Source organism: Xanthomonas campestris pv. campestris str. ATCC 33913, assembly GCF_000007145.1.
GTDB classification, from domain to species: domain Bacteria; phylum Pseudomonadota; class Gammaproteobacteria; order Xanthomonadales; family Xanthomonadaceae; genus Xanthomonas; species Xanthomonas campestris.
Genome location: NC_003902.1, coordinates 4466100 through 4487421 on the forward strand (window position 1 = coordinate 4466100; position 21322 = coordinate 4487421).

Here is a 21322-nt window from a genome sequence, read left to right on the forward strand (position 1 = left end):
TTGCCAGAGCCCATAACGCGCGCACACTGCGTGCATGCGCCTGATCCCGACCTTCCTGCTGCTGGCCGCCACGCTCACCGCGCAGGCCGCGCCTGCCACCGCCACCAAGCCCGATCCGAACGTGCGGATCTACCGTTGCGTCAGTAGCGCCGGCACCGTGGCGCTGCAGGATGCGCCGTGCAGCAGCGGCCGCCAGCAGGTGCTGGATCTGCAACGCCCGCAAGACCCGCCACCGCAGCCGCCACGGGCGGCGCCGGTTGCCGCAACGGTCACGCCGCCGCCGCGTGAAGTGCGCATTGTCACCGTGCAGCCGCCGCAGCCGATGTACGAATGCGTGACCGAGGAAGGCACCCGCTATACCAGCGACAGCCCGGAGGGCAATCCGCGCTGGGTGCCGACCTGGGGCCCGGCCTACGTGTCGGGTGATCCGTACCGCCGGCCGCCGGGCATCCGCCCGCCGGGGCCGCGGCCAGCCGGTGCCGGCGGTGCGATCCAGGCCGGCGGTGATGGCGGGTACCGGGGTGGGCGCGGCGGCTATGGTGGCGGCGGCTACGGCAATGGCTACGGCGGCACGGTGATCGTGCCCTACGGCAATGTGCAGATCCGCGACGAATGCCACGCCCTGCCCGAGCAGGAAGTCTGTGCACGGTTGGCCGACCGCAGATGGGAGCTGATCCGTCGCTACAACAGCGCCCTGCAGAGCGAACGCGTGGACCTGACCCGTGAGCAGCGCGGCATCGATGCGCGCCTGCAGCGCGACTGCGGCGGCGTATGAGCCGCTGGGGCTGGGTGATGCTGGTGCTCGCGTCCACCGCCAGCGCGCAGGAAGTGGCGATCTACCGCTGCACCGATGCCCAAGGCGCGCTGACGGTGCAGAACATGCCCTGCCCGAAGGGCGTGCAGCAGCAGAAGAAACTGATGACCGCCCCCGCCGCCATGCCGTTGCCGTCGAGTGCAGCGGCGCCGGTGTCGGCCCGTCCTGCGCCTGCCCGCGCGGCCACGCAAGCGCCGCCTGTAGCGGCGCCCGCACCGCAAGCACCGGCCGCTGTGCCGACGGCCACCACCGCCACCTCGTCACTACCACCGCCGCCGCTGTTCGAATGCACCGCGCACGACAATGGCCGCTACTTCACCGAAGAGAGCGAGCCGGCCACGCGCTGCTTGCCGATGCAGGTCACCAACCTGGCCGGCGGCCCCGCGCAGGGCGGCGGCAGCGCTTGCGAGGTGGTCACCGACCGCTGCGCGCCGGTGCCGGACCAGAGCCTGTGCGCGGCGTGGCGGCAACGCGCCGAGCAAGCCGAGGCCGCGTGGCGCTTCTCCGACGAAGCCCAATCGGCCGCGCGCAAGCAACGTTACGACCAGGCGCGGCGGGTGATGGACGAGAGCCGCTGCGCCGGCACGCCCGCGACGCCCTGAGCCACGCGGACACGGCGTATCGGCAGGCTTTAAACCGGTGCCAGCGCCACCCGATTCCGGCCCTGGTTCTTGGCCTGGTACAGCGCGCGATCGGCGCGCGCCATCACCGCCTCACGCACCCGAGCATCCTGCACCTGGCACTCCTGCGGCTGCAGCGCCGTGACCCCGATGCTCACGGTGATGCGCGCGCACGGGCTACCCGCATGGCTGATCGGCATGGCAGCAAGTCGCTCCTGCAGCCGCCGCGCAACCTCCGCCGCGCCGGGCAAATCGGTATCGGGCAGCAGCAGTGCGAATTCCTCACCGCCATAGCGGGCCACCACGTCCTCGCCGCGCGTGACCACGCTGCGTAGCGCGGCGGCGATGTCCCGCAGGCACTGGTCGCCCTGCGGGTGGCCGTAGCGGTCGTTGTATTGCTTGAAGTAATCGACATCCAGCATCAGCACCGACGCGCCGCGCGTGCCGTCGCGCACCGCCGGCAGCAGACGCTCGAAGGCGCGATCAAAGCCGCGCCGGTTGGCCAGCCCGGTCAGGTGATCGTTGCGCGCAGCACCGAGCAATTGCGCATTGGCCTGCTCCAGCTGACGGTTGGCCTCGGCCAGCGCCTCGGTGGTTTTGGTCAGCCGCCACTGCACGCGCAGGTGCTCGCTGATGTCGGTCAACGCGGTGGTCAGCGCAATCAGCCGGCCCTCCAGATCGCGCACGCCGCGCACCCGCACGTGGTAGCTGCGGTCCTGCCAGTCGAACACCTGGTCGGGCACGTCGTGCCCGGCAGCGAGCGTGGCGAATGCGTCAGCCTGATCGGCCGCGGCTTGTGGAAACACCTCGGCCACGCGCATGCCGATCATCTCCTGCACGCTGCGCCCGGCGATGCCCGCCATCGCCTCGTTCACCGCCAGATAGCGCGCGGCATGGTTGATCAGGCACAACGCCACCGGCGCGGCGGCATACAACGCTTCCAGCTGGAACAGACGCTGATTGGTGGCGCTGTCGTCGGGGCCGCCGGCAATCGGCGTGACGTCGCGGTCGATGCCGCGATAACCGCGCAGCGCGCCCTGGGCATCGAACAGCGGAATTCCGCTGGTTTCCAGCATGACGGTGCGGCCATCGGCACGCACGTTGCGGTTGAGCAGGCCCTGGAACGGGCGACGCGCTGCCACGATTTCGGCAAACGCCACGCCCACGCGCGCCGCTTCGGCCGGCTCCATCAGATCGAACGGCGTGCGCCCCAGAATCTGTTCAGGCGTATAGCCCAGCAACCGCTCGCAGGCGCGCGAGCAGAAGGTGTAGCGCGCCTGCGCATCCACTTCCCAGATCCAGTCGCTGTTGTCGTGCACGATGTCGTGCAGGTGCGCGAGCGGATGCTGCGGCATGGGCGCGTCAGCCACGGCCGGCTCCGGCGTGCACCGAACAGGAGCGGCGAGCCAGCGGCGTTGCGCTAGAACCCATGACGCAGGAAGCCGCCATCCACCGCGATGCATTCACCGGTGATGTAGCTGCCCGCCGGCAGGCACAGGAAACCGACCGCGGCGGCGACTTCTTCCGGCTCGCCGATGCGGCGCATCGGCGTGCGTTCGATCACCTGCTCGTAGTAATCGGGATCGGACAACGGGCCGGAGGTGCGCCGGGTGCGGATGTACCACGGCGCCACCGCGTTGACGCGGATGCCGTCCTCGGCCCATTCCACCGCCAGGTTGCGCGTCATCTGCTGCAGCGCCGCCTTGGTCATGCCATACGGCGCGCCGCTGCGCACATGCGTGATCCCCGACACGCTGCCCACGTTGACGATCGCCGAGGCGGCGTGCCGGGTCAGCAATGGGTGCGCATAGCGCGAGAGTTCGAACGCGGAAAACACGTTGGTTTCGAAGATGCCGCGCCATTCGTCTTCGGTGTAGTCGATGGCCGCGCGGGTGATGTTGCCACCGGCATTGTTGATCAGCAGATGCAAGCCATCGGCGTGATCTTCGACCCAATCCAGAATCGCGCGGCGCTCCTCGTCGTCGGAAACATCCGCGGCCAGGCCGTGCAGTTCGCGCTCGGGAAACTCTTCGGCCAGCTCGTCGCGGGCCTGCGCCAGCGCATCGGCATCGCGCGCCACCATCAACAGGTCGGCGCCGAAGCCGAGCAATTCGCGTGCGATGGCCAGGCCAATGCCGGCACTGGCGCCGGTGATCAGGGCGGTCTGTCCATCCAGCCGCCAGCGGTGCGCTGTCACGTGGGGGTGTCCTTTGAATACGCGGGAAACGGGCTGTGCGGTGCGGTTGGCGCACGCGTACGGCCGGGGCGTAGGATACCGCCACCCCGAGCGAGGTCACGACGATGAAGATCCACTGGGCCGTACTGGCCTGTGCCACGTTGGCGTTGGCCGCCTGCCAGCGGCCGCAACCCGCGCCGACCGAGCAGAAACCCGAACCGCAAGCCACCGCCCTGCGTGACCACATCCAGCAGCCGCTGGACAAGGCGCGCGGCGTGCGGGCCGCCACCGATCAGGCCGCCGCACAGCAGCGTGCAACGATCGACGCGGCGACGCAGTAACCGCTGAAAACGACAACGCCGGCGCGAAGCCGGCGTTGTCATGACTGCCTCCCTCGAGGGGAGGCGGCATCAGAACCCGCAGAAGCAATACGCCAGCGCCTTGACCGGCGTGCCGCCCGCCTTGCTGTCGTGCACGGCGTCTTCGACGAAGCGCAGCTGGGTGTCCACTTCCGGCAGCGAGCGTGCCAGCAGCGCACGCGCCATGCCCGAGTCGCTCAGCATCCACGCGCCCAGGCGGCTGCCCGCAAACCCGCTCATGAACTGCGAGAACGGCGTGGCGGCCTTTTCCACGTAGCGCACGCGGAACTTGCCCTTGCTCAGCTTGGCGCGCGATGCCGCATCGGCCACCGCTTCCTGCATGCCGCCGAACGCGTCCACCAGACCATGGTCCTTGGCCTGCGCACCGCTCCAGACGCGGCCACGGGCAACCTTGTCGATGGCCTCCACCGACTGGTGCCGCGCCTGCGCCACCTTGCCGGTGAAGTCGGCATAGCCCTTGTTGATCACCGCCTGGATGACCTGGCCGGCGGCCGGGTCCAGCGGGCGGGTGATGTCGAAGGCGCCGGCAAAACGCGTGGTGCCCACGCCATCGGTATGCACGCCGATCTTGTCCAGCGCGCGGGTGAGGTTGGGCACCATGCCGAAGATGCCGATCGAGCCGCTGATGGTCGACGGATCTGCATAGATGCGATCGGCATTCATGCTGATCCAGTACCCGCCCGACGCAGCCAGGTCGCCCATCGACACCACCACCGGCTTGCCGGCCTGCTTCAGCGCGACCACTTCGCGGCGGATCTGCTCGGAGGCAAACACCTCGCCACCGGGCGAATCCACGCGCAGCACCACCGCCTTGATTTCCTCGTCGTCCCGCGCCTGGCGCAGCAACGCGGCAGTGGATTCGCCACCGATGCGCCCGGCCGGCTGCTCGCCGCCACTGATCTCGCCCGCAGCCACCACCACGGCCACCTGCGGGCGGCTGTCCATCGGCGAATGCTGGGCCTGCAACTGGGTGAGATAGCTGCCGAAATCGATGCTGCGGAAGCCGCCATCGGCATCGTTGTCGGCCACGCCGCGTTCGGTCAGCAGCGAGTCGACCTGCTCGCGCGTCTTCAGCCCGTCCACCAGCTTCTGCTGCAGGGCGAACTTGGCCAGATCGCCACCGGCGGCGGTGACGCCTTCCGGCAGCGTGTCGATGCCGGCCGCCAGCTGCGCCGGCGACAGCTTGCGTGCGGTGGCCACGTCGGCCAGGTAGCGCTGCCACACATCGTTCATCCAGAACAGGTCCGCTTCCTTGGCGTCGGCGGAGGCCGCATCCAGGATGTATGGCTCGGCGGCGGACTTGTATTCACCCACGCGGAACAGATGCACGTCCACGCCCAGCTTGTCCTGCAGGCCCTCGCGGAAATACTGCCGGTAGCGCCCCAGGCCTTCGAGCAACACGCTGCCCATCGGGTCGAGATAGACCTCGTTGGCCTGCGCGGCCAGCAGGTACTGGCCCTGGCTCATGCTTTCGCTGAAGGCGACGATCTGCTTGCCGGACGCGCGCAGCCCCTGCAACGCCTTGGCCACCTCGCGCTGGGAGGCGAAACCGGACGGCTGCAGCTTGTCCAGGTTCAACAGCACCCGCTCGATCTTGCTGTCCTTCCCGGCGGCCTCGATCACCCGCACCAGGTCACGCAGCTGCACTTCTTCGGCGCTCTTGTCACCGACCGCCTTGGCCAGCGAACGGCTCACCGGATCCGCACTGAACTGCTCCACCAGGGTGCCTTCCGGTGCGATCACCAAGGTGGTGCGCGCAGCCAGCGGTTTGGTGCCATCGCCACGGGCGATCGCCACCACGAACAGCAGCAGCAACAGGAACAGGAAGCCGAAGAACACCAGGTTGAAAATCAGGCGTCGGGTGAAATTCATCACATCCCACAGGCCGACAAAAAACGTGGCGATGGGATTGCGACGCACGGGGTGGTTCATGGAAAACTCCGTCGGAAAGACGCGATGGATCGATCGTTGCGCCCAGCATACCGGCTGCGCACGGTGCAGGGCATGCGCAGGAAGTCAGGGTGCCGCACCGGCAGTCAGCCGCCGGCTGGTCTGGCGGAAGCGCAAGCCCATCAGGATCGCGGCGGCGGTCAGGCCCAGAATCAGCCCGATCCACATCCCTTGCGGCCCCCAGCCCAGCCCCAGGCCGAGCCCGGCACCGAGCGGCATGCCTAAGCCCCAGTACGAAAACATCGCCAGGAACATCGGCACGCGCGTGTCCTTGAGCCCGCGCAAGGCGCCGGCCGACAACACCTGGATGCCGTCGGGAAACTGGAACGTGGCCGCGAACAACAACAGCACCGATGCCAGCGCAGCTACTGCGGCATCGTTGGTATACACGCCCACGATGGCGTCGTGACCGAGCAACAGGATGCTGGCAGACACCGCCTGCGTGCCCAGCACGATGGCGTAGCCGGCCCAGGCCGCGCGGCGCATGCCCAGCGGATCGCCACGGCCCACCGCATGGCCGACGCGCACGGTGGTGGCTTCGGCCACGCCCATGGGGATCATGAAACACAGCTGCGAGACGTTGATCGCGATCTGGTGCGCGGCCGCTTCGGTGGAGCCCAGCCGCCCGATCAGCAACGCGGTGACGATGAACAGCCCACCTTCCATCAACACGGTGATGCCGATCGGCAACCCGGTGCGCAACAGCTCGCCAATCGCCCGCCAGCGCGGGCCTTCAAGATGGGTGAACAACTCCAGGTGCGCAAAGCGCCGCGAGCGCCACAGATACAGCGCGAAGGCAATCGCCTGCACCCACATGGTGATGGCCGAGGCCATTCCCAGCCCCTGTGCACCATGCTCGGCGAAGCCGAACTTGCCGTAGGTCAGCACGTAGCCCAGCGGCGCCAGCACCAGCAGCCCGCCAAAGCCCAGCAGCATGGTCGGCAGCGTCCAGTGCATGCCTTCGCTGAGGTAGCGCATGCAGAAGTAGAACGTCAGCGCCGGCCCGCCCCAGCGCACCGCGTGCAGGAAGTCGGTGGCGCCGGGCACGATGTCCGGCGCGATCCCGAAGGTAGGCAGCAACGGCGGCACCGCGGTGAGAAAGCCGAACATCAGTGCGCCCAGGCCCAGCGACAGCCACAGCGCCTGGCGGAACAAGGGGCCGATCTCGCGTTCGCGCCCGGCACCGACCAACTGCGACACCGAGGCGGTGAGCGAGATCAATGTGCCGATCGGCACCAGCATCGGCAGCCACAACAACGAGGTGCCGATGGTGACCGCGGCCAGCGTGGCGGTGCCGTGGTGGCCGGCGATCACGTTGTCGACAAAGCCGATCAGGCCGGTGGAGACATGACCGAGCACCAGCGGCAGCGCGAGCAGGCCGGTGGTACGCACTTCCGCTGCAAAGCGTGGCGTTGCCGACGGGGAGGAGTGAGGGACAGACATTGCAGAACCGATCGCCACGCGGACTACGGCCGTGCCTGGCGGCGCTGGCACCGGGTCGCGTGGGGGCGCCTATCTTACCTGCAGTTGCGGTGCGGGCCATGCGTGGTCAGCGTGTCGCTGACCGAAGCGGTGACGTCTGTCGTCAGTGCTTGGCGCTGCGGGTGACGGTGCGGTGCTGCAACTTCTGCGGAGTGCGTGAGACGCGCGTTTGATCAATCGGGGAAGGCGCCTGGACCGCGCGCCTCGGAGGCCACTGGCAGCGGAGCCGTACCGGCGGCGTCGGTCGACGCCCGATGACCCCGCACGCGGGCTGCCTGACGCCCACGCGCTCACCGCGCGAGTGCGATTACGGCCGCCACGAGCGGCCCGCTCTAATCAGCGCGCCAGCTGGCGCTTCAGCCATGTCGACCGGGTTGCCGCCGACTCGGCAAGCAGGGCATCGCGCAAGGCATCGCGTTCCTGCGGCGGGGTGCGCTGCGCCAGCACCGCCAGTTGCTCCAGCTGACCGGCATCCAGGCTGCGCAGGACGCCGAGCAGCGCATCGCGCTGGGCGACCGGCACGTAACCGATCAGCGGCTGCAGTTGCGGATAGAAGTTGCCCAACTGCGAGCCCAGGCGCCAGCCATCGCGATGCAGCCGGTCCATGGCGCCGAACTGCGTGCGCAGCGCGCGCTGCTGATCGTCCGGCAGCGCCTGCAGGCGCTCACGCGCTTGCCGCAAGACCACCTTGTCGGTGGCGGTCAGTGCCTTCCAGGCCGCGTAGCGGGCGCGCAGCTCGGTGCGCTGGGCGGGCGTCAGCGCATCCCATCGCGCACGCTGCTGCGCAGCGCTGGGAATGCTCCGGGCCGGCGCGGCGGGCGCTGCCGGGGTCGCCACCGGGCTGGCCGGCGTTTCGTCCAGCGCCGCGGGCAGCACCTGCGCCCCTGCGGCACCGGCCATGACAGCCAGCCACAGGCCGCACCACTTAGTTTTGGTCATCGACCGTCTCCAGTTCGCTCGACGGACGTTCGGCCGCAGTGGCGTGGGCGCCGGATTCGTCCGGTGGCACCGGGTGCCCGGCGGCGTACCAGGCGTACAGGTCGGCCGAGCGCGCCAGCTCCAGATCCGGGTCGGCGAGCATTGCCTGGTCGCGCGCATCCAGGCCGGGCGCAGCGACGGCATCGGGAAGGTTGGCGGCCGGTAATTCCTCCACCAGCACCGGGGCTGCGTCGGTGACGTGCAGGACGCCCGCGGGCGCCTGCGACACCGGCTCCGGCGGCAAGGCGGGGCGGCGATGCGTCCACCACCACCCGAGCGCTCCCACCAACAGCACCAGCGCCACAAGCGCCAGCGCGATGCCGGCATGGCGGCGGTTGATGCGTGGCCACGTCCATTGCCGGCGTGCGGCACGGGCGCGCGGGCGGCGATCAGCGGGCCGTTCGCTGCGCGCGGGAGCCGATGCCGCCGGGCTGGAGGCGCCGTCCTGGGCCGGCTGCAACGGCATGCCGGCCAGGGCCGACTCCCGCAGCTGGGTGAGCCGGCTCAATTGGCCGGGGCTCAACTCACGCAATTCCGCCTGGGCGGCCTCGGCCAATGCCCGCCAGGCCTGCGCATCCGGGTTACCGGCCGCATCGCGGGGGCAGGCACGCGCCAGCGCAGCCTGGTACGCGGGGGTCTCCATGCCCTGCACTTCGCTGGCGTCGGCTTCCTGCAGCCCGCCGACGATGCGCAGCAGCAGCGCCAGGCGGTCAGCCGACTGCATCCGGCCCAGGGCGTTGAAGGGTGGCAACCAGGTGCCGGGCATCGGCTCGCGCCGCAGCGGCGGCGCGGCCGCCAGCAGGCTCCAGAAGCGCATTGGCCAACCTGCCATTGGCCGCCCGGCGGCTTGCCCACTGAAGGCACGCAGCGCGGCGGCCAGGGCCCGCTCGGCGGCGGCGTCATCGCCGCATTGCAACTGCGCCAGCACCAGACCCCGGCGTTCGACACCGCGCAAAAAGGCTGACAGCGCGGCGGGGGTGACGGGGGCGTCGGGGACTACGGTCATGAGAACTCCAGCATCGGCCGGCATGATACCGACGCAAATGATCCCCGCCGATGGCTTGACAGATCCACACACCGTTACTCCTGCCGTGGCCGCCGCCCACGCACGTTGTGCACAGCGGCAGACATGCCGATACGCCGCCGTCTGTCAACTGTTGGTTTTTCCGTGCTGCATTCTTGTTTCACGCCTAAGTCTTTGATAATTATCGAATTATGGTAGATGGCGAAAAAATGTCCAACGGGTTGCCAAGGCTAGTGAATCCGCCTTCACGGCGTGGAGCACGAGACTAATTCACAGGCTTATCCACAGGCAGTGTGGATAAACCGGTTTCTCCAACCCTCACATGGGTTTACGTCGGATTTATCACTTCGGTCACAGAAAGCTGCCGCAACTGAACAGGCCGCTCCGGGCTGCGCGGTGTGCTCCGCTGCCGGCACTGGACAGGGTCGTTAGACTGGTTGGATGTCCGCTCCAGTCACCACCTTGCGCGTCGCCCTGCCAGTGCCGCTGCCGCAATTGTTCGATTACCTGCCCCTCCAAGACACCGACGTGGACGGTCCGGACCGGGTCGGCTGCCGGGTGCGCGTGCCGTTTGGGCCGCGCGAGCTGATCGGGGTGGTCGTCGAGCGCGGCCAGCAGCCGTCGGCCGAAGGGCTGCGCGCGGCGCTGGACTGGTGCGACGACACACCGCTGCTGATCGATGAGCTGGCCCGTTCGCTGCAGTGGCTTGCCCGGTACACCCATGCCCCGCTGGGCGAGGCCCAGGCCAGCGCGCTGCCCGGCCCGCTGCGCCGGGGCGAACCATTGGCCGACACCCATGCCTGGGCCTGGCAACTCACCGAGGCCGGCCACACCGGTGCCGGCAGCCTGCGCGCCGGTAGCCGCCCGGCCCTGCTGGCCGCGCTGCTGCTGGCCGGCCCGCTCGCCGAAGAGCCGCTGGAGCAGCAGCTGCCGCAGTGGCGCGAGGCTGCCCGCAACCTGGCCAAGCGTGGCTACGCCGAGCGCGTGGCGGTGGCCGCCGACACGCTGCCGGCGCGCCCGGGCACCGGGCCGCAGCTCAACGACGAACAGCAGGCGGCCACCGACGCCATCCGCGCCGGCAGCGGCTTTGCCACCTATCTGCTCGACGGCGTCACCGGCAGCGGCAAGACCGAGGTCTACCTGCAGGCGATCGCCGATTGCCTGGCCGCCGGCAAGCAGGCGCTGGTGCTGGTGCCGGAAATCGGCCTGACCCCGCAGACGCTGGGCCGCTTCCGCGAGCGCCTGGGCGTGCCGGTGCATGCGCTGCATTCCGGGCTCTCCGATGGCGAGCGCGCGCGGGTGTGGGCCGCGGCCTGGCGTGGCGAAGCCAAGCTGATCGTCGGCACGCGCTCGGCGGTGTTCACGCCGCTGCCCAACGCCGGCCTGATCGTGATCGACGAGGAACACGACGGCAGCTACAAGCAACAGGACGGCATCCGCTACCACGCACGCGACTTCGCCCTGGTGCGTGGCAAGGCGCTGGATGTGCCGGTGATCCTGGGCAGCGCAACGCCGTCGCTGGAAAGCCTGCACAACGCCTACAGCGGCCGCTATCGGCATCTACGGCTGTCGCGCCGCGCCGGCGATGCGCGGCCGCCACGTGTGCGCGTGCTCGACGTGCGCAAGCGCCCGCTCAAGGACGGCCTGTCGCCGGAGGTGCTGGCCGGCATCGGCGCCACCCTGGCGCGCGGGGAACAGGTGCTGGTGTTCAAGAACCGGCGCGGCTATGCGCCGGTGCTGCTGTGCCATGACTGTGGCTGGACCGCCGCCTGCCAACGCTGCAGCACGCCGCTGCACCAGACCCCGATGACCGTGCACGCCGGCGGCCGCCGCCTGCAATGCCATCACTGCGGTGCGCGCCAACCGGCGCCGCTGGCCTGCCCGGCCTGCGCCAGCCTGGCGTTGCAGCCGCAGGGCATCGGCACCGAGCGGCTGGAGGAGCGCCTGGTCGAGGCCTTCCCGGAAGCGCCGGTGGTGCGCATCGACCGCAGCACCACCCAGCGCCGCGACGCGCTGGAAACCCAGCTCGCCCGCCTCGGCACCGACGCCGGCATCCTGGTCGGCACCCAGATCCTGGCCAAGGGCCACGACTTGCCCCGCCTGACCATGGTGGTGGTGGTCGGCATCGACGAAGGCCTGTTCTCCGCCGACTTCCGCGCCGCCGAGAAGCTGGCCCAGCAACTGATCCAGGTCGCCGGCCGCGCCGGCCGCGCCGACCGCCCCGGCGAGGTGTGGTTACAGACCCATCACCCCGAGCATCCGTTGCTGCAGACCCTGGTCAACGGCGGTTATCACGCGTTTGCCGATGCCGAACTGCAGCAGCGCGAAGCGGCCGGCTTCCCGCCCTTCGCGCATCTGGCCTTGTTCCGTGCCGAGGCCAAGGATGTGGCCGCGGCCAATCAGTTCCTGATCGCCGTGCGCGCGCTGGTCGGCGCGCAGACACCAGCCCCCTCGCCGGCCATCACGCCGGTGGAATGCTACGGGCCGATGCCGGCGCCGATGCCACGCCGCGCCGGTTTCCAGCGCACCCAACTCCTGCTGTCGGCAGCGCAACGCTCTGCGCTGCATCGAGTGCTGGACGCGCAGATGCCGGCCATCCATACCTTGCCGCAAGCGCGCCGGGTGCGCTGGTCGCTGGATGTGGACCCGATCGATCTGTATTGAGGCAGGTGTCGAGGCGCCTGACTGCAAACGAACGCGCGCTTGGTAGGAGCGCGCTGGCGCGCGATGAAGCGTTCCTAGTAATGCCCGATCGCGCGCCAGCACGCTCCTACCAAAGCTGCTGCTACACCGTGTACCCCATGTGTCGCAGCATCCAGTGCGTTGCAAGGGCATTGGTCGTTTATTACGTCCGTTGTCGAGACGCCTGCCCTCAAAAAGAAACACGCCCGGTAGGAGCGCGCTCGCGCGCGATGGAGCGTTCCCGGTCATGCCACATCGCGCGCAAGCGCGCTCCTACCAAAGCTTCTGCCACGCCGTTTCCCGTGTGTCGCAGCATCCGCGCGTTACAGGTGCGGTGGTCGCTGGATGTGGACCCGATCGATTCGTACTGAGGCAAGGGTCGATGCGGCTAACCCGAGACAGACACATGCTCGGTAGGAGCGAGCTGGCGCGCGATGAAGCGTTCCCAGTCATGCCCCATCGCGCGCCAGCACGCTCCTACCAACGCGGGCGCTAGACGTATCCCAATGTGCCGCAACATTCGGCTCGTAACGACGCATCTACCGATGTCGGCACCCCGCACCTTCAACGGCCCGGGATCGGCACGCTTGCTAGCTCTCAAGTCAGCGGCGTCATCACGCCACGCTGGTAAGCCGGCCGCGCACGCAATCGCTGGTACCAGGCGTGCAGATGCGGCAACTCGGGGCGTTCGATTGGCATCTCGAACCACGCGTAGATAAAGCTGCCCAACGGAATGTCACCCATCGCGAAGTCGTCGCCGGAGAGATACGGCTGCTGTGCCAGCGCAGCGTCGGCAACTGCGAGCAGCTCGCCGGAGCGTTGAAGCGCTGTGGCAATCCGTGTGGCATCCCGTTCGGCCTGCGGGGTACGCACCACGCCCCAGAACAGGTCACGAAACACGCCGGCAAAGGTCGACGTGGTCCAGTCCATCCAGCGGTCGCCCAGCGCGCGGGTGGCCGGTGAGTGCGGGTACAACGCCGGTGCATGACGCGCCGCCAGATAGCGCACGATCGCGTTGGATTCCCACAGCACCAGCGCACCATCCTGCAGCGCCGGCACCAGCCCGTTCGGATTCAATGCGCGGTACGCAGGTGTGTCGTTTCCGCCGAACGCGCCGCCCACCTCGATCGAGGTATACGCCACACCCGCCTCTTCAAGGCACCACAGCACCTTGCGGACGTTGCTGGAGTTGCGCCGCCCCCACAACGTGATGCCATCGCCCGCTGGCGTGTGTGCAATCGCCATGCGCTCGTCGGTCATTTTTCCACCGCCGGCTTCGGCGCGCTGCGTGCACCACGCGTCCCGCGTGTGGCCGCGGCCGGCGCCGGGGCCGGGGCCGCAGCAGCAGGGGGTTGTTTGGGGCGATTGCCCTTGGGCACATCGCGCACCCACAACGCCTGTTCGTCCTGCTTGATCTCGAACAGACCGATGGCGCACACCAGATCGCTGAGCTTGCGGTAGCCGTAGTTGCGCGGATCGAAAGAGGCCTGATTGGCCACCTGCTTGCCGACGGCCCCCAGATGCGCCCAACCGTCGTCTTCGCAGGCACTGTCGATCGCGTTGCGCAGCATCTGCACCAGCCGTGTATCGCCGCGCAGCGCGGTGGCATCCTTGCGGCCTGCGGCGGTGTCGCTGGCCGCGGCAGCCTGCTCGCCGAGTGCTTCGACATAGGTGAATTTGGAACACGCATTGACGAACGGCGCCGGCGTTTTCTTCTCGCCAAAGCCATACACTTTCATGCCGTCGGTGAGCAGGCGCATCACCAGCGGGGTGAAATCCGCATCGCTGGAAACAATCGCAAACCCGTCCAGGTTGCGCGCGTACAGCAGGTCCATGGCATCGATCACCATCGCCATGTCCGAGGCATTCTTGCCGGAGCTGTAGGCAAATTGCTGGATCGGGCGGATCGCGTATTCGTGCAATGCCGCCTCCCAGCTTTTCAAGTGCGGGCTTTTCCAGTTGCCATATGCGCGGCGCACATTGGCCACGCCGTAGCGCGCCACTTCCGCCAGCACCACATCGATCTTGCCGGCCGGCGCGTTGTCGGCATCGATCAGCAGTGCGATGCGTTTATCGGGGTTGTCGACCATGTCTGCTCCTCGAAAGACTCGGCGGATTCGATTTCGGTCTCGCTGTCGCTGTCGGACGCCTGCTCCGCCGGCAGCGTGTACTCGCGACCATCGTGCATGGTCAGCACGCCCTCGGTCAGGATCTCGCGCTCGGCACCGTCACTGACCCAGGTAGCACTGACCTTGCCACGCCCGCGGTCGCCGGTGACGGAGAACACGAATTCGTCGCCACCCGGTGCCGCACCAGTAGCAAGCACATCGACCTTCATCGTGTCGATTTTCCCGATGTGCTGCTGCACCACCGCGTCGGCCTGCAGCGCGGCCTGGGCCTGCTCGGAAAAGATCGACCACCCGGCGACCGCGATCCAGGCGATCACGCCCAGCACCACCACACCGAACGTCATCACACCGCCCAGCACGATCAGCAACGCAACGGTCGCGGGGCTGCGCTGAGAAACGCGCGCAGGCGCAACGGCGGCAGGTGGTGATGCGAGCGGCGGCAACGGCGGCGGCAAGGTGGACATACGGTGACCAGGTGAGCGAGATGCGACATGATGCCGCAGGCGGGCCCTGCCCGACGCGCCACATTCATTGCCGCTGTTGCATCCTTGCGTGCCCACGTTGCGATCCATCGGACCTGACGATGACCTCATCCCCCTCCCGAGCGCCGCTGCATCTGGTCGTGGTCGGTGGCGGTTTTGCCGGTTTATGGGCAACCCGCGCGCTCGCCGATCCGGACATCCGCATCACCCTGATCGACCGCCAGAATCACCACCTGTTCCAGCCGCTGCTGTACCAGGTGGCCACCGCCGGCCTCTCGGCGCCTGACATCGCCGCGCCGCTGCGCCACATCCTGCGCGAGCAGCGCAATGTCGAAGTGCTGCTTGGCGATGTGGCCGAAATTGCCACCGACCGCCGCGCCGTGGTGCTCGCCGACGGCAACACCGTCAACTACGACATGCTGCTGTTGGCCACCGGCGCCACCCACGCGTATTTCGGCAACGATCACTGGGCCGAGCACGCCCCCGGTTTGAAGACCCTGTATGACGCGCTGGTGCTACGCCGCAAATTGCTGCTCGCCTTCGAGCGCGCAGAAGCCGAATCCGACCCGGCCGCGCGCGCGGCCTGGTTGAGTTTTGCGGTGGTTGGCGGCGGCCCGACCGGGGTCGAGTTGGCCGGCACGTTGGCCGAAATCGCCCGCCACACGCTGAAGAACGAGTTCCGCCATATCGACCCGCAGCAGGCCCGCGTGCGCCTGGTCGAGGCCGGGCCGCGCGTGCTGCCTTCCTTCCCGGACGACCTCACCGATAAGGCGCGCAAGCAGCTCGAACGCCTGGGCGTGGAGGTGCACACCGGCACGCCGGTGACCAACATCGATGCGTTCGGCTATCAGTTGGGCGACACTTTCGTGCCGGCGCGCACCGTGGTCTGGGCCGCTGGCGTGGCCGCCTCGCCGTTGGCGCGCACCCTGGGCGTGCCGCTGGACCGCGCCGGCCGCGTGCTGGTGGAACCGGACCTCAGCGTGCCCGGCCACCCGGAGATCTTCGTCGGTGGTGATCTGGCCTCGGTACAACAGGACGGGCGGCCCGTACCCGGCGTGGCCCCGGCGGCCAAACAGATGGGCAAGCACATCGCCAAGGCGATCCGCGCACGCCAGCGCGGCCAGGCCGCGCCGGCCTTCCATTACCAGGACTTCGGCAACCTGGCCACGATCGGGCGCATGGCCGCCATCGTGCATGTCGGCAAGCTCAAGCTCTCCGGCATCGTGGCCTGGTGGTTCTGGCTGGCCGCCCACGTCTACTTCCTGATCGGCTTCCGCAACCGTTTCGTGGTGCTGGTGAACTGGGCCATGGCGTACTGGAGCTACCAGCGCGCCGCACGCATCATCTTTGGCGGCACTGACCAGCCACCGCCCAGCAAGGACGGATGACAGCCGGCGGGCGGTGCGCGATGCTGTGCCGCCCGCTGTCGACCGTTGTGCCGTGGCCACTGTCTTGTTCCTGCTGGATCTGCTCGGCACCTTCGTGTTTGCGCTCAGTGGCGCCACCGTGGCGGTGCGCAACCGCCTGGACCTGTTTGGCGTGCTGGTGCTGTCCTGCGCAGCGGCGGTTTCCGGCGGCATCGTGCGCGATGTGCTGATCGGTGCCACGCCGCCGGCAGCGCTGGTGCACCCGCACTATCTGATCACCGCCTGCCTGGCCGGTATCGCCGGCTTCTACTGGCACACCGCCGTGGAGCGCCTGCGCAATCCGGTGCAGCTGTTCGACGCGGCAGGGCTGGCGCTGTTTGCGGTCTACGGCACCAGCAAGGCGCTGGATTACCAGCTCAGCCCACTCAGTGCGACGCTGCTCGGCATGCTCAGCGGCATCGGCGGCGGCATCGCCCGCGACCTGCTGGTCGCGCGCACCCCGGTGGTACTGCAGGCCGAACTGTATGCGGTGGCGGCGCTGGCCGGCGGCGGCCTGGTGGCGATCGGCCATGTTCTCGGCCTGCCGCAATCCTGGTCGCTGACCGCCGGTGCCGGCGTGTGCTTTGGCCTGCGTTTCATGGCGATCCGCTACGGCTGGCATCTGCCGGTGGCACGGCTGCCAGAGTAGCGCTGCGCGCAACCGGCGTTGTTCCAACGTGACCTGACGATTCGTAACGGCTGTCGTTGCGGCCGTGCTGCGTGCATGGCGTTGCTGGGCCAACGAGACGTCAACACCCAACCGTATCGCCTGCCGTGCCACGCCCGCAACGCAAAACGGCCCGGAAGACCGGGCCGTTTTGTATCACTGGCAATGTCACACCGGATCAGGCGACGAACAGCGCCTTCATCTTCTTCAGCGCGTTCGCTTCGATCTGGCGAATACGCTCGGCGGATACGCCGTACTCGTCGGCCAGCTCCTGCAATGTCACCTTGGATTCGGAATCCAGCCAGCGACGCTTGACGATGTCGCGCGAGCGCGTATCCAGACCGGCCATGCCTTCGCGCAGCAACTGCAGCTGATTGTCTTCGCTGTCGTGCCGCTCATAAGCCTGCGACGGGTCTTCCTCGTTGGCCACGAGGTAGCTCACCGGCGACGGCGGGCCGTGGTCATCGTCTTCGTCCGACGAAGCGTCGAAGCCGATATCGCGACCGGACAAGCGCGACTCCATCTCCATCACTTCACGCTCGGAGACGTTCAAGTCCTTGGCAACCGCAGTCACTTCGGAGGCATTGAGCCAGCCCAGGCGCGTCTTGGACTTGCGCAGGTTGAAGAACAGCTTGCGCTGCGCCTTGGTCGTGGCGACCTTGACGATGCGCCAGTTCTTCAGGATGAACTCGTGCATCTCGGCACGGATCCAATGCACGGCGAAGCTGACCAGGCGCACGCCCATTTCCGGGTCGAAGCGCTTGACCGCCTTCATCAAGCCGATATTGCCTTCCTGGATCAGGTCGCCCAGCGGCAGGCCGTAGCCGTTGTAACCGCGGGCCACGTGCACCACGAAGCGCAGGTGGGAGTGGACCAATTCGCGCGCTGCGTCCAGATCCAGCTCGTCGCGGAAGCGGCGGGCCAGATTCTGTTCCTCATCGACCGACAGCACCGGGATCTGGTGCACGGCACCGATGTAGGCGTCCAGCGAACCGAGCGCACTGGGAATCGGGAGATTGTTTGCCACAAGGGCAGTCGAGGTGATCTGGTTCATAGGGCACCATCTTAGCAGTCGAACTATTGGACTGCTGGGTACAGAAAAAGTTCCAGCGTTCCATTTATAGGACGTTCGGGTTTCCGGCACCGGTGCTGTTCCAATCCGTGCCGCCTCGATTCAGGTGCCTACGCTACCACCGTCACCGCTCGCGGATCGTGACAAATCGCCTACTTGCCAGGCGCGATGGCCCAGCCCGTTCAGCCGCCGGCGAGGCTGAGATCCAGCGCCGCGCGCGACGGCAACGACCAGTCGATCGGGCTCAGTCCGCGCCGCTGCAAATGTTCGTTGGTCTTGGAGAAATGCTTGCAGCCCAGAAAGCCGCGGTGGGCCGACAACGGCGACGGATGCGGGGCCTTGAACACGCGGTGGCGCGCCTGATCGATCACTTTGCCCTTGGACTGCGCGTAGCTGCCCCAGAGCAGGAACACCAGGCCCTCGCGCTCGCGGTTGAGGGTTTCCACCACATGGTCGGTGAAGCCTTCCCAGCCCTTGTTCTGGTGCGCACCGGCGCGGCCCTGCTCCACCGTCAGCACCGCATTGAGCAGCAGCACGCCCTGGCGCGCCCATGGCATCAGGTAGCCATGGTCGGGGCGCGGAATGCCCAGGTCGTCCTGGATTTCCTTGTAGATGTTCAGCAGCGACGGCGGCACCGGCACCCCGGGCAGTACCGAAAAGCACAGCCCATGCGCCTGGCCTTCGCCGTGGTACGGGTCCTGGCCAAGCACCACCACCTTGACCTGCTCGAACGGGGTGGCATCGAAGGCGGCAAAGATCTGCGGGCCGGGCGGGAACACCCGCGCATTGGCGGCCTTGCGCTGGCGCAGGAACGCGGACAGCTCCTGCATCTGCGGCTGCAACAACCACTCCCCCACCCGCGCCTTCCATGACGGTTCCAACTGGATACGCCCCTCGCCTTCGGTCATAGCGTGACGGCCTGATCCTCCAGGCGCGCCAGCCGCAGCTGGAACAGCACCTTGGTCACCAGCAGGCGTTCTTCGATGGGCTTTTGCACCAGGTCGTTGGCGCCGGCCCGCAGCAGCTCGGACTGGTTGCGCGGGTTGGTGTCGCCGGTCATCACCAGCACCGGCAGGCGGCGCTTGCCGTAGGCGAAATCGATGCGGATGCGCTCGACCACATCGCGCCCGTTGAGCTCGCCCTTGAGGGTGACGTCGGTCAGCACCACGTCGATGCGCCGCTCGGTGCGGCCCAACGATTCGGCGGTGAGCAGCGCGAACGCGTCTTCGGCAGTGAGCACATGCACCACCTTGAGGCTCTGGCGCTCGAGCATGCGCTTGGTCGCTTCGGCCACCACGCGGCTGTCCTCGATGTACAGCACGGTGGCGCCCACCACCGGCTCGGGCTGCACGTAGCCGCGGATGAAGGTCGCCAGCGCCTCGTGGCCCAGCGCCTTGTCGAAATAATCGGTGACGTATTCGGTGAAGCGGCGCTCCACCAGATGCTGCTGCGCATCGCCGGAGACCACGATCACCGGCACATAGGCCTGGCCGGCCGCTTCGCGCACGCTGCGCGCCAGCGTCAGGCCGTCGCCATCGGGTAACGACAACGAGGTGGTGACCAGATCCACCGCACCGGCCTCCAGCGCATCGCGTGCTTCGGCGATGCTGGCGCAGCCGATCACCTGCACATTGGGCAAGTCGCGCTTGAGCACGTCGGCAATCAGCTTGCGTACCAGCTTGGACCCATCGACCACCATCACACGCGGTGCGTCGCTGATCAGGTGTTTGAGATCTGGTGGATGCATGGCAGGTCTCAGGTCTCGGTGGGGCGGGTCTGACGGAGGAAGTGGCCGGTGACCAGCCAGGCACCCAGCCAACCCAGCACCAGGGTACCCACCAACACCATCGCAGAATGCAGCAGATCCAGTCCGTGCAGGGTAAAGGAACTGCCGTAGCTGTCGGCCAGCGTGGCCAGCGGCGTACGCAATGCAAACCCGGAAGCGGCGATCAGAGCAAGCGCGACCGCGCCGGCACCCAGCCCGTACCACGCGCCCAGATACAGGAACGGGCGGCGGATGAAGCCATCGCTGGCACCCAGCAGCTGCAGCACGCCGATCTCTTCGCGCCGCGACTGGATATCCAGCCGCACGGTATTGCCGACCACCAGCACCGCGCCAATGCCGAGCAAGGCCGAGAGCACCTGCACCAGCCGTTCGCCGAAATGCAGCCAGCCATCTAGCCGCTTGCGCCACAGCGCGTCGTGTTGCACCTGGTCGGTCTGCGGCAAAGCCTGCAAGGCGGCGGCCAGCTGCGCATCGTCGGTGGCATCGGCCGGGGTGACGATCAGCAGCGTAGGCAGCGGGTTGTCGCCGAGTGCATCGATCGCTTCGTCCAGCTTGGCGTTTTCGCGCAGGTCGGCCAGGCCCTGCGCCGGCGTGCGCACGGCCACCTGGGCAATGTCCGCACGCGCGCGCAGCTCGCCGGCCAGGCGCTCGGCCGCATCGGCGGCCACGTCCACCTTGAGGAACAGATTGATTTCGCGCGACTGCTGCACGCTACCAGCCAGCAGCTTGACGTTGTCCAGCGCGATCGACAGCCCCAGCGGCAATGCCAGCGCCAGCGCCATCACCACGATGGTGAGCAAGGTGGCCCAGGGCTTGCGCATGGCGCGGCCCAGGCTGAAGGCGATGCTGTGCAGATGGTGGTCGATCCACACGCCGAACCGCGAGGGGGCCACCGATTCGGTATTGGCGAGCTTGCTCATTCGGCCAGGTCCTGCGGCGAGATGTCATCGACCAGGCGGCCGTGGTCCAGGATCAGCACGCGCTTGCGCATCTGCTTGAGCAGCGCCAGGTCGTGGCTGACCACCAGCACGCTGGTGCCGCGCGCCGGCAGCTCGGCAAACAGCTGCATGATTTCCGCGGCCAGTGCCGGGTCCAGGTTGCCGGTGGGTTCGTCGGCCACCAGCAGGCGCGGTTCGCCGACGATGGCACGGGCAATGCCCACGCGCTGCTGTTCGCCGGCCGACAACTGCGAAGGCAGCGCCTTCTCGCGATGGGCCAGGCCGATCCGTTCCAGCGCCGAGCGCACGCGCTTGCCGATTTCCGCACGGCGGGTGCCGCGCAGGATCAACGGCAAGGCGACGTTTTCGGCAATGCTGCGATCGTTGAGCAAGCGGTGATCCTGATACACCGCGCCCACCTGGCGGCGATGCAGTGGAATCTGCCGGCCACGCACCTTGAGCAGGTTGCGTTCGCCCAGCAGCACCGCGCCCTGGCTGGGCCGCTCGCTGAGGTGGATCAATTTGAGCAAGGTGCTTTTGCCGGCGCCAGAGTGGCCGGTCACGAACAGCATCTCGCCATCGGCCACTTCGAAGCTGACATCGGTCAGCGCCTGGTGGCCACCGGCGTAATGCTTGCTGACGTTGTCGAAACGCAGAACGGTCATCCAGCGATTATGCCGGAGCGCCAGCGCTTGCGTCGCATCGCCGGTGTGCGGCGATGCGATCCATGCGGCAA

Annotated in this window: 20 protein-coding genes; 6 read left to right on the plus strand and 14 right to left on the minus strand. The window is 68.0% G+C overall.

What is annotated here, in order from left to right:
* Positions 1 to 34 precede the first annotated feature (34 nt).
* The gene (locus XCC_RS19455; protein ID WP_011038839.1) at positions 35 to 775 is read left to right on the plus strand and encodes a hypothetical protein; all 741 of its coding nucleotides are present in this window, start codon (positions 35 to 37) and stop codon (positions 773 to 775) included.
* Positions 772 to 1416, plus strand: a complete 645-nt coding sequence (locus XCC_RS19460; protein ID WP_011038840.1) for a DUF4124 domain-containing protein — start codon at positions 772 to 774, stop codon at positions 1414 to 1416. The genes XCC_RS19455 and XCC_RS19460 overlap by 4 nt, the downstream gene beginning before the upstream one ends.
* Positions 1417 to 1445: 29 nt before the next feature.
* On the opposite strand, the gene XCC_RS19465 is transcribed toward XCC_RS19460, so the two are convergent.
* Together XCC_RS19465 and XCC_RS19470 are read right to left on the minus strand one after the other, a co-directional pair.
* Positions 1446 to 2804, minus strand: a complete 1359-nt coding sequence (locus XCC_RS19465) for a sensor domain-containing diguanylate cyclase (protein ID WP_228442231.1) — start codon at positions 2802 to 2804, stop codon at positions 1446 to 1448.
* A 50-nt stretch (positions 2805 to 2854) separates the two neighbouring features.
* Entirely contained in the window at positions 2855 to 3631 is a 777-nt protein-coding gene (locus XCC_RS19470; RefSeq protein ID WP_011038842.1) for an SDR family oxidoreductase, read from the minus strand.
* Positions 3632 to 3735: 104 nt separating this feature from the next.
* On the opposite strand from XCC_RS19470, the gene XCC_RS19475 reads away from it, so the two are divergent.
* Positions 3736 to 3951, plus strand: a complete 216-nt coding sequence (locus XCC_RS19475; RefSeq protein ID WP_011270037.1) for a hypothetical protein — start codon at positions 3736 to 3738, stop codon at positions 3949 to 3951.
* Between the two features lie 69 nt (positions 3952 to 4020).
* Here the strand turns inward: XCC_RS19475 and sppA are convergent, their stop codons facing one another.
* The 4 genes from sppA to XCC_RS19495 form a co-directional block, all read right to left on the minus strand.
* On the minus strand, positions 4021 to 5922 hold the full coding sequence (gene sppA / locus XCC_RS19480; protein WP_011038843.1) for a signal peptide peptidase SppA: 1902 nt from the start codon (positions 5920 to 5922) through the stop codon (positions 4021 to 4023).
* An 84-nt stretch (positions 5923 to 6006) separates the two neighbouring features.
* On the minus strand, positions 6007 to 7383 hold the full coding sequence (locus XCC_RS19485) for an MATE family efflux transporter (protein ID WP_011038844.1): 1377 nt from the start codon (positions 7381 to 7383) through the stop codon (positions 6007 to 6009).
* 375 nt (positions 7384 to 7758) lie between these two features.
* A complete protein-coding gene (locus tag XCC_RS19490) occupies positions 7759 to 8361 on the minus strand; it encodes a DUF3106 domain-containing protein (protein WP_016944240.1) in 603 nt (200 codons plus the stop codon).
* Positions 8348 to 9406 (minus strand): hypothetical protein, encoded by a 1059-nt coding sequence (locus tag XCC_RS19495; RefSeq protein ID WP_011038846.1) that lies wholly within the window; start codon positions 9404 to 9406, stop codon positions 8348 to 8350. The genes XCC_RS19490 and XCC_RS19495 overlap by 14 nt, the downstream gene beginning before the upstream one ends.
* A gap of 459 nt (positions 9407 to 9865) precedes the next feature.
* On the opposite strand from XCC_RS19495, the gene XCC_RS19500 reads away from it, so the two are divergent.
* A complete protein-coding gene (locus XCC_RS19500; RefSeq protein WP_011038847.1) occupies positions 9866 to 12088 on the plus strand; it encodes a primosomal protein N' in 2223 nt (740 codons plus the stop codon).
* A 615-nt stretch (positions 12089 to 12703) separates the two neighbouring features.
* On the opposite strand, the gene XCC_RS19505 is transcribed toward XCC_RS19500, so the two are convergent.
* The 3 genes from XCC_RS19505 to XCC_RS19515 are packed head-to-tail and all read right to left on the minus strand — an operon-like array spanning position 12704 to position 14699.
* Positions 12704 to 13366: a glutathione S-transferase family protein gene (locus tag XCC_RS19505; protein WP_012439411.1), complete on the minus strand. Its 663-nt coding sequence runs from the start codon at positions 13364 to 13366 to the stop codon at positions 12704 to 12706.
* Positions 13363 to 14196, minus strand: a complete 834-nt coding sequence (locus tag XCC_RS19510) for an NYN domain-containing protein (RefSeq protein WP_011038849.1) — start codon at positions 14194 to 14196, stop codon at positions 13363 to 13365. Before XCC_RS19510 ends, XCC_RS19505 begins: the two co-directional genes overlap by 4 nt.
* On the minus strand, positions 14160 to 14699 hold the full coding sequence (locus XCC_RS19515; RefSeq protein ID WP_011038850.1) for a hypothetical protein: 540 nt from the start codon (positions 14697 to 14699) through the stop codon (positions 14160 to 14162). The genes XCC_RS19510 and XCC_RS19515 overlap by 37 nt, the downstream gene beginning before the upstream one ends.
* Before the next feature lie 119 nt (positions 14700 to 14818).
* Here XCC_RS19515 and XCC_RS19520 point away from each other — a divergent pair, with 119 nt between their 5' ends.
* On the plus strand, positions 14819 to 16105 hold the full coding sequence (locus XCC_RS19520; RefSeq protein ID WP_011038851.1) for an NAD(P)/FAD-dependent oxidoreductase: 1287 nt from the start codon (positions 14819 to 14821) through the stop codon (positions 16103 to 16105).
* A gap of 52 nt (positions 16106 to 16157) precedes the next feature.
* Positions 16158 to 16772, plus strand: coding sequence for a trimeric intracellular cation channel family protein (locus XCC_RS19525; RefSeq protein WP_011038852.1), 615 nt, complete (start codon positions 16158 to 16160; stop codon positions 16770 to 16772).
* 196 nt (positions 16773 to 16968) lie between these two features.
* On the opposite strand, the gene rpoH is transcribed toward XCC_RS19525, so the two are convergent.
* From rpoH to ftsE, 5 genes are all read right to left on the minus strand, one after another.
* Positions 16969 to 17844, minus strand: a complete 876-nt coding sequence (gene rpoH / locus XCC_RS19530; protein WP_011038853.1) for an RNA polymerase sigma factor RpoH — start codon at positions 17842 to 17844, stop codon at positions 16969 to 16971.
* 200 nt (positions 17845 to 18044) lie between these two features.
* Positions 18045 to 18770, minus strand: a complete 726-nt coding sequence (gene ung / locus XCC_RS19535; protein ID WP_011038854.1) for a uracil-DNA glycosylase — start codon at positions 18768 to 18770, stop codon at positions 18045 to 18047.
* Positions 18767 to 19609 (minus strand): response regulator, encoded by an 843-nt coding sequence (locus XCC_RS19540; RefSeq protein ID WP_014506371.1) that lies wholly within the window; start codon positions 19607 to 19609, stop codon positions 18767 to 18769. The genes ung and XCC_RS19540 overlap by 4 nt, the downstream gene beginning before the upstream one ends.
* 8 nt (positions 19610 to 19617) lie before the next feature.
* On the minus strand, positions 19618 to 20568 hold the full coding sequence (gene ftsX, locus XCC_RS19545) for a permease-like cell division protein FtsX (RefSeq protein WP_011038856.1): 951 nt from the start codon (positions 20566 to 20568) through the stop codon (positions 19618 to 19620).
* A complete protein-coding gene (gene ftsE / locus XCC_RS19550; RefSeq protein WP_003484499.1) occupies positions 20565 to 21251 on the minus strand; it encodes a cell division ATP-binding protein FtsE in 687 nt (228 codons plus the stop codon). The genes ftsX and ftsE overlap by 4 nt, the downstream gene beginning before the upstream one ends.
* Between the last annotated feature and the right edge of the window lie 71 nt (positions 21252 to 21322).